Origin of the sequence: Giesbergeria sp. (assembly GCF_028686475.1) — a bacterium.
Taxonomy (GTDB): Bacteria; Pseudomonadota; Gammaproteobacteria; order Burkholderiales; family Burkholderiaceae_C; genus Simplicispira.
In genome coordinates this window covers 27,760-41,265 of the sequence record NZ_JAQUCA010000026.1, presented here as the reverse complement: position 1 = coordinate 41,265, position 13,506 = coordinate 27,760, and the positions used below count along the sequence as shown (strand labels likewise).

Sequence of the window (13,506 nt, the reverse complement as noted above, 5' to 3'; positions counted from 1 at the left end):
CGGGGCCTTGAGCCCCCTAAAGAGTCGTTCAAGACCAGGACGTTGATAGGTTGGGTGTGCAAGCGCAGTAATGCGTTGAGCTAACCAATACTAATTGCTCGTGCGGCTTGACCCTATAACTTTGATGATGCCTCAAAAACACATCAAGGTCTGTTATGCCAAAATAAAAGCGCAATCAAAAAGATAAGCTGATAAGACTCTATGAATTTGTTGTTGCAGTGCAAAAGTACTGCAGCAATCACAGTTTAAGCCTGATGACCATAGCAAGTTGGTACCACTCCTTCCCATCCCGAACAGGACAGTGAAACGACTTTGCGCCGATGATAGTGCGGGTTCCCGTGTGAAAGTAGGTCATCGTCAGGCTACATACACTAAGCTCACCCCTCTAGCCTTCCAAGGTTAGAGGGGTTTCGCTTTTTGTGTTTTTAGTTTTGCTGTGCTGTCGCACAGGCAAAGAAAAAGCCCGCTATGCGCGGGCTGGGAGCAAAGCGTTGGAAACGCTAGATTAGGCCAACGCCCGTTGGATGATAATTTTTTGCACGTCGCTGGTGCCTTCGTAGATTTGGCAGACGCGCACATCACGGTAGATGCGTTCGACCGGAAAATCGTTCACCACACCATAGCCGCCGAGGGTTTGGATGGCGGCACTGCATACCCGTTCAGCCATCTCACTGGCAAAGAGTTTGGCCATAGCGGCCTCTTTCAGGCAAGGACGACCGGCATCGCGCAAGCTGGCAGCGTGCCAAATGAGCTGGCGTGCAGCTTCTAGCTGGGTGGCGCAATCGGCCAAGCGGAAACCAACGGCTTGGTGGTTAAAAATGGCCCTGCCAAAGCTCTCACGCTGCTTGGCATACTGCACTGCCAACTCAAAGGCGCTGCGCGCCATGCCTACGCTTTGGGCAGCAATGCCGATGCGTCCGCCTTCCAAAGCAGACAGCGCAATTTTGTAACCTTCGCCTTCCGCACCAATCAAATTTTCTGCCGGGATACGGCACTGGTCAAAATTGATTTGTGCGGTGTCGCTGCTGTGCTGGCCGAGTTTGTCTTCTAGGCGTGCCACCACATAGCCGGGGGTGTTGGTGGGTACGATGAAGGCGCTCATGCCTTTTTTACCAGCCCCCTTGTCGGTGACGGCAATCACGATAGCCACTTGGCCGTTTTGACCGCTGGTAATGAATTGTTTGACACCGTTGATGACATATTCGTCCCCCTCGCGGGTGGCCGTGGTGCGTAAGGCCGAGGCATCAGAGCCAACATGTGGCTCGGTCAGGCAAAACGCGCCTAGCATCTCGCCACGGGCCAAGGGTGTGAGCCACTGGCGTTGCTGTTGGCTGTTGCCATAACGCAGCAAGATGGCATTGACGGGGCAGTTGGTGACGCTGATGGCGGTGCTGGTGCCACCATCGCCAGCGGCAATTTCCTCCAGCACCAGTGCCAGCGTGACATAGTCGAGATTGGCCCCACCGAGCTCTTCGGGCACGCAGATGCCGTAGGCTCCGAGTGCCGCCAGCCCTTGGTGTACTTCTTTGGGGAAGTGGTGTTCTTTGTCCCAGCGGGCAGCGTGGGGCCAGAGTTCACGTTGGGAAAAATCGCGCACGGCATCGCGGATCATTTCCTGATCTTGGGTCAGCAGCATGGGGGTCTCCTGAGCCTCAAACTTACAGCAACTCAATGGCAACGGCAGTGGCTTCGCCGCCACCAATGCACAAGGTGGCAACGCCCTTTTTCAGGCCACGGGCTTGCAGTGCATAGATTAAAGTGACCATGATGCGCGCACCGCTGGCCCCAATCGGGTGGCCGAGGGCGCAAGCGCCGCCGTTGACGTTGACTTTATCGTGTGGCAGGTTCAGGTCGTGCATGAGGGCCATCGGCACTACGGCGAAGGCTTCGTTGATTTCCCACAAGTCCACGTCTTGCACAGCCCAACCAGCTTTGGCCAACACTTTTTGTGTGGCCCCGAGCGGTGCAGTGGCAAACCATTCTGGCTCTTGGGCGTGCGTGGCATGGGCGACGATGCGTGCCAGTGGCTTGGCCTCCAATTGCTGTGCGGTGGAGGCGCGGGCCAAGACCAACGCGGCCGCACCATCGTTGATGCTGGAGCTGGAGGCTGCCGTAATCGTGCCGTCTTTTTTGAAGGCAGGCTTGAGCTTAGGAATTTTGTCGAGCTTGATTTTGCCTGGGCCTTCGTCCATCGACACCACTACTTCTCCGGCGCGTGTTTGCAAGGTGACGGGGGCAATCTCGGCAGCAAAAGCACCCGAGGTGATGGCCGCTTGGGCGCGTTGCACGCTGGCGGTGGCAAAGGCATCTTGTTGCTCTTTGCTGAAGTTGTATTTGGCAGCACAGTCTTCGCCAAACGTGCCCATCGAGCGGCCCGGTTGGTAGGCATCTTCGAGGCCATCGAGCATCATGTGGTCAAAAATGCGGTCGTGGCCGATGCGATAACCGCCCCGGCCTTTTTGCAGCAGGTAGGGGGCGTTGGTCATACTTTCCATGCCACCCGCCACCATCACATCGTGCGTACCTGCCAACAACATATCGTGGGCAAACATGGCGGCTTTCATGCCCGAGCCGCACATTTTGGACAGCGTGACTGCGCCAGCCTCTTTGGGCAATCCAGCCTTAAAAGCCGCTTGGCGTGCCGGGGCTTGGCCTTGGCCTGCCATCAGGCAGTTGCCAAACAGCACTTCACCCACGGCAGAAGGGGCCACCCCAGCACGGGCTACCGCTGCGGCGATGGCAACACCACCCAAGTCATGGGCAGCGATGCCAGAAAAATCGCCCTGAAAAGCCCCCATAGGGGTGCGGGCTGCGCCCAAGATAACGATGGAATCAGTAGTGGCTGGGGATGTCATAGTGTTGTCTCCTGTGGATTAGTTTTTTGTATTTTTGGGTGCGTTTAGCAGCGGCCTTCGGCTACACCTGCTATGGCAGCACGGTAGAGGCTCTCAAAGCCTTCGTTGCTGCTAACGGACATGTGTAGGTTGTTAATCAGGCCATCTTTCAGGCCATAGCACCAGCCATGCAATGTGACTTGCTGGCCGCGCGCCCAAGCGTCTTGCAGTACCGTGGTTTGGGCGATGTTGACTACCTGTTCAATCGCGTTGAGTTCGCACAAAGCATCGTGGCGGGACTCGGGGGCCATGCGGGCCAACAAGTCACGGTGGCGGTCGCGCACGTCTTTGACGTGGCGAATCCAGTTGTCGGCCAAGCCGACGCGGGTGTCTTCTAGCGCTGCCAGTACGCCGCCGCAGCCGTAGTGGCCCACCACCATCAAATGCTCTACTTTGAGTTGATCGACCGCATATTGCACGGTGGACAGGCAATTGAGGTCGGTAGGCACTACCACGTTGGCGACGTTGCGATGCACAAACACTTCGCCCGGTTCTAGCCCGGTGATTTGGTTGGCTGGCACACGGCTGTCCGAGCAACCAATCCACATATAGCGCGGTTTTTGCTGCGCCATGAGGTTGGTGAAGAAGCCGGGGCGGTCTCGCTCCATCTGCGCTGCCCAGATACGGTTGTTGTCGAACAGTTGGCTAATGGAGGGGTGGTGCATTGCGGAAGCTCCTATACAGAGGGGGTAAAAAATTAACAGGTTTCGGCAAACAGCTCACGGCCAATCAACATGCGGCGGATTTCGCTCGTGCCTGCGCCAATCTCATAGAGTTTGGCATCGCGCCACAGGCGGCCCAGAGGATATTCGTTGATGTAGCCATTGCCACCAAAAATTTGGATGCCATCGCCCGCCATTTTCGTGGCTTGTTCGGCACACCACAAAATCACGCTGGCACAATCCTTACGCACTTGACGGACATGGTCGGTGCCCAGCATATCGAGGTTTTTGGCCACGGTATAAGCAAACGAGCGTCCGGCTTGCAGCACGGTGTACATATCGGCCACTTTGCCTTGGATGAGTTGGAACTCGCCAATGCTTTGACCAAACTGTTTGCGGTCGTGGATGTAGGGCACCACGTTGTCCATCACGGCTTGCATGATGCCCAAAGGGCCGCCGGTAAGCACGGCGCGTTCGTAGTCGAGGCCACTCATCAGCACTTTGGCCCCACCATTGACGTTGCCCAGAATATTTTCAGCGGGCACTTCGACGTTGTTAAACACCAGCTCGCCGGTGTGGCTGCCGCGCATACCCAGTTTGTCCAGTTTTTGCGCGATAGAAAAGCCCTTCATGCCTTTTTCAATCAGGAAGGCGGTGACACCGCGTGCGCCCAGTTCGGGTTCGGTTTTGGCATAGACCACCAAGGTATCGGCATCGGGGCCGTTGGTAATCCACATTTTGTTGCCGTTGAGCAGGTAGTAGCCGCCTTTGTCTTCGGCTTTGAGCTTCATGCTGATAACGTCGGAACCAGCGCCCGGCTCACTCATGGCCAGTGCGCCTACATGCTCACCGCTGATGAGCTTGGGTAGGTATTTTTGCCGTTGTGCCGCATTGCCGTTGCGGTTGATTTGGTTCACGCACAGGTTGGAGTGTGCGCCGTAGCTTAGGCCGACCGAGGCGCTGGCGCGCGAGATCTCTTCCATCGCCACCATGTGGGCTAAGTAGCCCATGTCTGCGCCGCCGTATTCTTCGGACACGGTGATGCCCAGCACGCCCAAGTCGCCCATTTTGCGCCACAAGTCCATTGGGAATTGGTCGCTGTGGTCGATTTCGGCAGCGCGGGGGGCGATTTCGGCTTGGGCAAAGTCGCGCACGGCATCGCGCAGGGCATTGATGTCTTCGCCCAATTGGAAATTGAGGCCGGGCAGGTTGATGGGCAGGCTCATGGAAATGTCTCCTAGTGTGTTGTAAAAAAAGCTGAAAAGAGGAAGCGGTTTACGGGCGTATGTCGGGGCGGCCGGTGACGGCCATCAAGGTGCAGTGCATGGTGGCGATCAGTTTTTCTTGCTCATCGGCCAAAGCATAGGCGCGGCCTTCGGCGACGGTGATGGTGCGTCCGGGCTTGAGCACTCGGCCTTTCATGCGAAAACGTTTGCCCAGTGCGGGGGCCAACAGGTTGATTTTGAATTCGATGGTCAGTACTTCGGCTTCGGCGGCCATCAGGGTGAAGGCGGCGTAGCCACAGGCTGAATCCAAAGCGGTGGAGACCATGCCGGCGTGCAAAAAGCCGTGCTGTTGCGTCAGGGCGGCAGCCCAATCGAGGCCAATATCGACAGAACCAGGAGCCACGTGTTCTAGTTGTGCCCCCAAGGTGTGCATGGCTTGTTGGCGCACAAAACTGTCCTGCACCCGTTGCAGGTATTGGGGATTACGTGGTTCAAAAACAGCCTCTGCCATACCAGCTCCTGAGTGACGTTTACGTAAACGTCAATTATGGCTGATTTTTATCGACCTTGGCCAGCAGGGTGCGGGCTTCTTTTTCGTGTTCTTTGATTTCGTCGAGGTTGGCCTGCAGGTCGGCCATTTGCTCTTCCAGTTGGCGGCGGTGTTGGGCCAGCACGCTCAGAAATTTGCGCAACTGCACCCCAGTATCGCGTGGGCTGTCATAGAGGTCGATAATTTCTTTGGCATCGGACAAGGACAAGCCGAGGCGCTTGGCACGCAACGTCAGTTTGAGCCGGGCGCGGTCGCGGGCGCTGTAGATGCGGTTGCGTCCGCCGGGGCCCGTGCGTTCGGGCTGCAGCAGGCCCATGTCCTCATAAAACCGCATGGCGCGGGTGGTGAGGTCAAACTCTTTGGCAAGGTCGCTGATGGTGTAGGTGATGGGCGGCATGTTGTTTGTAAACTTGAGACCCAGCCATCATGAATGGCCTTTACGTTTACGTCAATTGTGCCTGCCCCTGATAGCCGACGCTGCCCCGCAGCTTAAACCGTGTGTGACAGGGCCAATCGGGACGGGAAGGCGGGTGCTGCGGGCAGCCAAGTGGGGTTGTCGTCGTTCATGTGCTCTGGCAGCACAAAGCGGCTGATGAGTTGGGCCAGTTCTTGTGCTTGGTGCTCCAAACTCTCGGAGGCGGCGGCCGACTCTTCTACCAAGGCCGAGTTTTGTTGTGTCATTTGGTCGATATGGGCCATAGCGCTGTTGATTTGGCTGATGCCTTCGTTTTGTGCCAGTGTGGCCGCGCTGATTTCGCTCATGGCTTGGGCTGCTTCGTAGATAGAGCTGACGGTGCGGCGCATGGTGGCATTGGCATCGCTGACCAAGCTGGCCCCGGTATGCACTTGGGCCACGGAAGATTCAATCAGGGTTTTGATTTGTTGCGCGGCTTCGGCAGAACGGGTGGCCAGGATGCGTACTTCGCTGGCGACAACGGCAAAGCCCCGGCCTTGCTCGCCTGCGCGTGCGGCCTCTACCGCCGCATTCAGAGCCAAAATGTTGGTTTGAAAGGCAATGCCATCAATCACGCTGATGATGTCGACAATTTTGTGCGAGGAGCGCTGGATGTCTTCCATCGTGCCTTGGACTTGGCTCATGGCATTGCCACCTTCTGTGGCGATGGTGGCGGCGGTGTTGGTGAGATTCTCAGCGCGGCGTGCAGCGGCCGCCGATTGGGCCACGCGCTGGGTGATTTGTTCCAGCGATGCGGCAGTTTCTTGTAGGCCCGAGGCGGTTTTTTCGGTTCGGGCTGACAGGTCGGCATTGCCGGTGGCAATCTCTGCCGTGGCCATGCGAATGTTTTGTGCCGAGGCCCGTACTTGCGCTACCAAGACGCGCAAGGCTTCTTGCATCACCGAGAGGGACGTGAGCAGTCGGCCGGTTTCGTCGCGTGGATGGCCTTGGATTTCTTGGTGCAAATCGAGGTTTGCCACCCGGTCGGCGGTGGCGCTGGCGGCGGCAATCGGCTGGGTGATGCTGCGTACCAGCCACCCCGTCAGGACAGCACCCAGCACCAAGGCCAAAGCGGTAAAACCGGTGAGGGCGAGTTGGGCGCGGTCGCTCCACAAGGCAATTTCGCGTTCGCGCGTGTCGATGGTTTGGCGTTGCAATTGCGTTAAAGCGGCCAGTGCGCTTTGTAGTGCGCTGCTGGTGGGCAGAAAGCGCTGTTGATAAACCTCGTGGATGCGTGCTGTCAGGCCCGAGTCACGCGCGGCCACCAGTTCGGTGCGCGCTAGGGCAAAAGTTTTGGCCGTGGCTTGGATTTGGGCCAGCAATTGGCGCTCGGTGGGCAAAAGCAATTGCTGGTCAAGCTGCTTTATCAGGGCTTCATAGCGGGCTTGGGTTTGGGCAATATCGGCCCCCAAAATTTCGCCCACTTCGGGTTCAGAACTGAGGGCGACGGCTTTGTAGCGCTCGGAGTTGATGGCTTGGGCGCGGTAGGCATCGGCCACCAGCCGTTCGGTTGCCATGCTGTGGCGCACCATATCGGTGGTAGCATCGTTGATGCGACTAAGTGACCACAGGCCGGTTAGTGCGCCCAACAGGCCCAGCAACAAGACCAGCAAGAAGGCGGACAGCAAACGGCGGGCCAAACTGCCCTGTCGCGCTTGGGAGGGTGCTGGGGTAAAGTGCATAAAAAAAAGCCGTTCAAAAAAATCGAGGCTGCCTGATGGCGGCTTGTGTGCCCACTATGCCGCCAAGGCATGACGATTTTTTGTCAAGCGCGTGCCAACACTGGGGCCAGGGCTTGGCCGGTGTGCGTACCGGCTTGCACCAGTGCTTCTGGCGTACCGGCGGCCACAATGCAACCACCGGCAGCGCCGCCTTCTGGCCCCAAGTCCAATACCCAGTCGGCTTCGGCAATCACATCCAAGTCGTGCTCAATCACCAGCACGCTGTGGCCGCCATCGACCAGCCGGTGCAGCACCCGAATCAATCGGTCTACATCGGCCATGTGCAGGCCCACGGTCGGCTCATCCAGTACATACAAGGTATGGGCGGCTTTTTGCCCTCGGCGTGTGATGTCGTCGCGTACCTTGGTCAGTTCCGTCACGAGTTTGATACGCTGGGCTTCGCCGCCGCTCAGGGTGGGGCTGGGCTGGCCCAAAGTCAGGTAGCCTAAGCCCACGTCTTGCAGCAGTTGCAGCGGGTGGGCAATGGCGGGCATGGAGGCAAAAAAGCCCACGGCTTCGTCCACTTCCATGTTCAGCACTTGGCCGATGTGCTTACCGCGCCAGGTCACGGCCAGCGTTTCGGGGTTAAAGCGCGCACCGTGGCAGACCTCGCACAGCACTTTGACATCGGGCAGAAAGCTCATGGCAATGGTGCGGATACCGGCCCCTTCGCAACTGGGGCAACGGCCTGCGCCGGTGTTAAAGCTAAAGCGCCCGGCACTGTAGCCACGCGCTTGGGCCTCTAGCGTTTGGGCAAACAGTTGCCGGATGTTGTCCCAAAAACCAATATAAGTGGCTGGGCAGGAGCGTGGTGTTTTGCCAATCGGCGTTTGATCGACTTCCAACACACGGGCAATGCTCTCAAAGCCTTGCAGGCCGGTGCAGCCGTGCAGTGCTGGGGCTTGGCCTGCGTCCATCGCTTGCCGTCCGGCCTGGGTGCTGCGCTGTTGCACCCAGGCGGCGACGTTGCTCAACAAGACATCACGCGCCAAAGTCGATTTGCCCGAGCCACTCACGCCCGTGATAGCCACCAGCCGATGCAGCGGCACGCGGGCCGTGACTTGCTGCAAATTGTGCAGCTGTGCGCTATGCACAGTGAGCCAAGTGGTGCCTGGGGTCTCATCCACCGCTCGGCGCGCTTGCAGCGGGTGGCGCATGGCGTGCAACAGATAGCGGCCGGTTTGCGAGTTTGATGCTGCTGTCAGATCGGCCACGCTGCCTTGGGCTACCAGCTGCCCACCACGCTGGCCCGCACCGGGGCCAATGTCGATCAGGTGTTCGGCCCGGCGGATGGTGTCTTCGTCATGCTCGACTACCACCAGTGTGTTGCCTTGGTCGCCCAACTTTTGTAGGGCATTGAGCAGGATATGGTTGTCGCGCGGGTGCAGGCCAATGGTTGGCTCGTCCAGCACATAGCACACCCCTTGCAGGTTGCTGCCCAGTTGTGCCGCCAGCCGGATGCGCTGCGCCTCGCCGCCCGACAGCGTGGGCGCACCCCGGTCTAGCGTCAGGTAGCCCAAGCCTACTTCTTGCAGAAATTGCAAACGGCTGCGGATTTCGGGAATCAAATCGCGTGCAATGCCCGCTTCGCGCTCACTCAAGCTCAGTTGGTCTAGCCAGTGTTGGATGTGTCCTATCGGCCAGCGAGCCACTTCGGTGATGCTGTGGCCGCCAAAGCGCACCGCGCGTGCCGTAGCGTTCAGGCGTGTGCCTTCGCAATGCGGGCAGGGGGTATCGGCGACTTCGTCGATGTCTGGCTCGGCAAAAGTTTGCTCGCGGCCTTTGTCTTTGTCGTCGCGCACCGAATCATCTAATGCCTTGCGTTGCGTGGCTGTCAACGCTACGCCCGTGCCGACACAATGCGGACACCAACCATGCTTGCTGTTGTAGCTGAACAGGGCGGGTTGCAATTCGGCATAGCTGGTGGCACAGACCGGGCAAGCCCGCAGGGTCGAGTAGACCTGCAAGCGCCCAATGCCCGCCGTGCTGCTGCCGGTTTGCATGGCTTCGCGCAGGCCGTGTAAATCGCTCAAGACCTGCACCACGCCTTTGCCATGCTCCAGCGCTTGCGCTAAACCGGCGCGCAACAGGGCTTCTTGCGCTGGGGCCACGTCTAAACTGAGAATAGGCAACTCGATGGAATGCTCTTTGAAGCGGTCGAGGCGTGGGAAGCTGGTGGTCGGCAAAAACTCGCCATCTACGCGCAAATGGGTGTAGCCGCGCTGGCGCGCCCAGTCGGCTAGTTCGGTATAAACGCCCTTGCGGTTCACTACCAGCGGGGCCAAAATGCCAATGTGCTGACCGCGAAACTCCGTTAGCCATTGCGCGGCGATGCGGTCTATGCTTTGCGGTTGCACTGGCGCATCGTCGTGGATGCAATGCTGCACCCCCAGTTTGACATACAGCAGGCGCAAAAAATGCCAAACCTCGGTGGCCGTGCCCACGGTGGATTTGCGCCCGCCGCGTGACAGGCGCTGCTCAATCGCTACCGTGGGTGCAATGCCATACACCGCATCCACTTCGGGCCGTCCAGCAGGTTGTACCATGCTGCGGGCATAGGCATTGAGCGATTCCAAATAACGGCGTTGGCCCTCGTTGAACAAAATATCAAACGCCAGTGTCGATTTGCCCGAGCCACTGACCCCGGTAATCACATTGAAGCGCCCGCGTGGAATCTCTACCGACAAGCCTTTCAGGTTGTGTTCCTTGGCGTTGATGATTTGGATGCTCTCGGGCATGGCAGGTGCAGTGCTGGCGCTGGCAGCTTGGCCCCAGCGCGCTGGTGGCTCTTGCACGCCCAAAGGCAGCACGCCCAGCGTTTGTGCGTAGTCGCGCAAGGCTGCGCCGGTGTGCGATGTGGGGTGCTGGCGCAAATCGTGCGGCGTGCCTTCGGCCACGATGGTGCCTCCGCCCTCGCCGCCTTCGGGGCCAAGGTCTATCAGCCAGTCGCTGGCCCGAATGACATCCAAATTGTGTTCAATCACCACCAGCGAATGCCCCACGTCCACCAACTGGCGCAGTGCGCGCATCAGCTTGGCGATGTCGTCAAAATGCAGGCCAGTGGTAGGCTCATCCAATAAAAACAAAGTGCCTTTGCGTGCCAGCGGCTGGCGCGATTTGCTGGCGGTGCGCCCGGCTTCGGCCAGATGGCCGGCCAGTTTCAGCCGTTGCGCTTCACCGCCCGACAGCGTGGGCACGGGCTGGCCCAAGCGGATGTATTCCAGCCCCACCTCCAACAGCGGACGCAGGCCAGCCATCACCGCATGGTCTTGGGCAAACAGCACAGCGGCCTCGCTCACGGTCAGTTCCAGCACATCAGCCACATTCAAAAAATGGGGGTCAGAATCTGATTTCTTCAAAGAATGGGAATCTGACCCCGATGGTGACCCCGATAGCATGGGGCGGGTGCGCTCTAGTGTCACTTCTAAAATTTCGGGGCGATAGCGCTGGCCGTGGCAATCCGGGCAGCGCAAATAGACATCGCTCAGAAACTGCATTTCCACATGCTCAAAGCCCGAGCCGCCACAGCTGGGGCAACGTCCATCCCCAGTGTTAAAACTGAACTTGGCGGCGGTATAACCGCGCTGGCGCGCTACCGGCGTGCAGGCAAACAATTCACGGATGGCATCCCAAGCGCCGACATAACTGACCGGATTAGAGCGCGCCGTTTTGCCCATCGGCGACTGATCGACAAACACCACGGCGCTCAGATGTTCGGCACCCAACAGCCGGTCGTGGGTTCCGGGGGCTTCGGTGGCCAGTCCAAAATGGCGCAGCAAGGCTGGGGCCAGCACGTTTTGAATCAGCGTTGATTTGCCGGAGCCACTCACCCCCGTCACTGTGACCAAACGTTGCAGTGGAAAGCCCACCGTTAAATTTTGCAAATTGTGCGCGCGCACCCCTTCCAGCAGTAGGCGCGGTGTAGCTTCGCTCACCGGGCGCTGAAAGCCCATACCGATGTGCTTGCGTCCGCCCAAGTATTGGCCAGTCAGGGTATCGGCGTGACGCAGGGCATCGGTGCTGCCGTCAAACACAATTTGGCCGCCGCGCTCGCCAGGACCTGGCCCCATGTCGATGATGCGGTCAGCGGCCAGCATGGCGGCGGGGTCATGCTCCACCACCACCAGCGTGTTGCCCGCATCACGCAAGCGCAACATGGCTTGCGTGATGCGGTGCATATCACGCGGGTGCAAGCCAATGCTGGGTTCATCCAACACAAACAGGGTGTTGACCAAGGAGGTGCCCAGCGCCGTGGTCAGGTTGATGCGCTGCACCTCGCCGCCGCTCAGCGTGCGGCTTTGCCGGTCTAGCGTCAGGTAGCCAATACCCACATCGCACAGGTACTTGAGCCGGGTGCCAATCTCCGTGTGCAACAAGCGCAGGGCTTGGGCCTCGCTGCCTTGGCCGCTGCTGTCTAAACCGGCAAAAAATTGGCGCAAACGGACTATCGGTAAGCGCATTAGGTCGTGCAGGCACAAACCGGGCAGGGCTTCGAGTTGGGCGCGGCTCCACGCCACGCCCACGGGCATAAAGCGCTGTGCTGGCGGCAACACCGCATCGGCCTCTTCTTTGCTGCCCATGCGCCAGAGTAGGCTTTCGGTTTTGAGGCGCGCGCCAGCGCAGTGCGGGCATTCGGTGTAGCTGCGGTATTTGGACAGCAGCACCCGAATGTGCATTTTGTAGGCTTTGCTTTCCAAATAATCAAAAAAGCGCTGAATGCCATACCACTGCTGGTTCCATTGGCCTTTCCAACGGGGTGAGCCTTGCAACACCCAGTGCTGTTGCTCCGGCGTGAGGCGGTTCCAAGGGGTATCGCGTGGGATGCCCTCGGCCTCGGCATGGCGCATCAGGTCGTCTTGGGCTTCTTTCCACGCCGGGGTTTGAATCACCTTGATACAGCCTTCGCGCAGTGTGCGCTTGCCATCGGGAATCACCAAACCCCAATCCACGCCAATCACGCGGCCAAAGCCCCGACAGGTTTCGCACGCCCCCACCGCCGAATTGAAGGAAAACGCCGAAGGCAGCGGATCGTTGTAACGCAAGTCACTGTCAGGGCAATGCAGGCCGGTAGAAAAACGCCAAGTTTCTGGGGCCGCTGCTGACCCTTCGTGCAGCACCCAGACTTGTAAACGCCCGCTGCCGCGTTGCAAGGCCAGTTCAATCGCTTCGATGGCGCGGGCTTTTTCTACCTTGCCGATACGAAAGCGGTCCGCCACCACGTCCAGCACTTGGCGTGGCCCGCTGGGGGTGTCGATGCTGCGTTGTGCCTGCACTTTGGTAAAGCCGCTGGCCAACAGCCATTGCTGGAGCTGCTCCGGGCTGGTATCGGCAGGCAGTTCTACCGCAAAGGTCAGTACCAAACGCGGGTCGGTGGCAGCACAGCGGCGTTGCAAGGCGGCATAGATGCTTTCGGGGCTGTCGTGGCGCACCGGCTGAGCGGTTTGGCGATCAAACAGCTGCCCAGCACGCGCCAGCAGCAGCTTGAGGTGGTCGTTCAGCTCGGTCATGGTGCCCACGGTGGAGCGCGAACTGCGTACCGGGTTGGTTTGGTCGATGGCAATGGCTGGCGGCACGCCCTCGATGGCATCGACGGCGGGTTTGTCCATGCGCTCTAAAAACTGGCGCGCATAGGCACTGAAGGTTTCCACATAGCGGCGTTGGCCCTCGGCATACAGGGTATCGAACACCAAACTGGACTTGCCCGAGCCGCTGGGGCCGGTGACCACGGTCAACTCGCCGGTGCGGATGTCCAAGTCCAAGTTTTTGAGATTGTGCTGGCGCGCACCCCGAATGCGGATTAGGCCGTCTTGCATGAAAAACTTTCTTTAGCAACCAAAAGAATGCAGAAAACCGTGTGATGGTGCCTGAAACCAAAAAAAACAGCCGTCGTCCCACTCTTGGTAGGGCAAAACCTAGGGTAATTACCAACGGGTTTCCCCCAAGTAAATCAAATACTTAAATGACAGTTTTGAGCGATTTTCGTAAGGAGTTGGTCAGAC

Annotated in this window: 8 protein-coding genes and 2 rRNA genes; 2 read left to right on the top strand and 8 right to left on the bottom strand. The window is 58.8% G+C overall.

All coding sequences use genetic code 11. The features are described 5' to 3' along the window. Both PHX60_RS13960 and rrf read left to right on the top strand, forming a co-directional pair. Positions 1–115: ribosomal RNA gene (locus PHX60_RS13960) — 23S ribosomal RNA — on the top strand; the annotation flags it as partial. A gap of 135 nt (positions 116–250) precedes the next feature. Next, positions 251–363 (top strand): 5S ribosomal RNA (gene rrf, locus PHX60_RS13955). A gap of 142 nt (positions 364–505) precedes the next feature. On the opposite strand, the gene PHX60_RS13950 is transcribed toward rrf, so the two are convergent. The 8 genes from PHX60_RS13950 to PHX60_RS13915 form a co-directional block, all read right to left on the bottom strand. Further along, a complete protein-coding gene (locus tag PHX60_RS13950) occupies positions 506–1,636 on the bottom strand; it encodes an acyl-CoA dehydrogenase family protein (RefSeq protein ID WP_300078881.1) in 1,131 nt (376 codons plus the stop codon). A 22-nt stretch (positions 1,637–1,658) separates the two neighbouring features. Continuing rightward, positions 1,659–2,855 carry an acetyl-CoA C-acyltransferase gene (locus PHX60_RS13945; RefSeq protein ID WP_300078878.1) on the bottom strand — a complete coding sequence of 399 codons (1,197 nt, stop codon included), beginning with the start codon at positions 2,853–2,855 and terminating at the stop codon, positions 1,659–1,661. 44 nt (positions 2,856–2,899) lie between these two features. After that, positions 2,900–3,559 carry a carbonate dehydratase gene (can, locus tag PHX60_RS13940; protein WP_300078876.1) on the bottom strand — a complete coding sequence of 220 codons (660 nt, stop codon included), beginning with the start codon at positions 3,557–3,559 and terminating at the stop codon, positions 2,900–2,902. A gap of 32 nt (positions 3,560–3,591) precedes the next feature. Then, on the bottom strand, positions 3,592–4,782 hold the full coding sequence (locus tag PHX60_RS13935) for an isovaleryl-CoA dehydrogenase (RefSeq protein WP_300078874.1): 1,191 nt from the start codon (positions 4,780–4,782) through the stop codon (positions 3,592–3,594). A 49-nt stretch (positions 4,783–4,831) separates the two neighbouring features. Further along, complete coding sequence (locus PHX60_RS13930) at positions 4,832–5,293, bottom strand: PaaI family thioesterase (RefSeq protein WP_300078872.1); 462 nt, start codon at positions 5,291–5,293, stop codon at positions 4,832–4,834. A gap of 34 nt (positions 5,294–5,327) precedes the next feature. After that, entirely contained in the window at positions 5,328–5,729 is a 402-nt protein-coding gene (locus PHX60_RS13925; RefSeq protein WP_300078870.1) for a MerR family DNA-binding transcriptional regulator, read from the bottom strand. 92 nt (positions 5,730–5,821) lie between these two features. After that, positions 5,822–7,468 (bottom strand): methyl-accepting chemotaxis protein, encoded by a 1,647-nt coding sequence (locus tag PHX60_RS13920; protein ID WP_300078869.1) that lies wholly within the window; start codon positions 7,466–7,468, stop codon positions 5,822–5,824. A gap of 83 nt (positions 7,469–7,551) precedes the next feature. Further along, positions 7,552–13,320 carry an excinuclease ABC subunit UvrA gene (locus tag PHX60_RS13915; protein WP_300078867.1) on the bottom strand — a complete coding sequence of 1,923 codons (5,769 nt, stop codon included), beginning with the start codon at positions 13,318–13,320 and terminating at the stop codon, positions 7,552–7,554. Positions 13,321–13,506 lie beyond the last annotated feature (186 nt).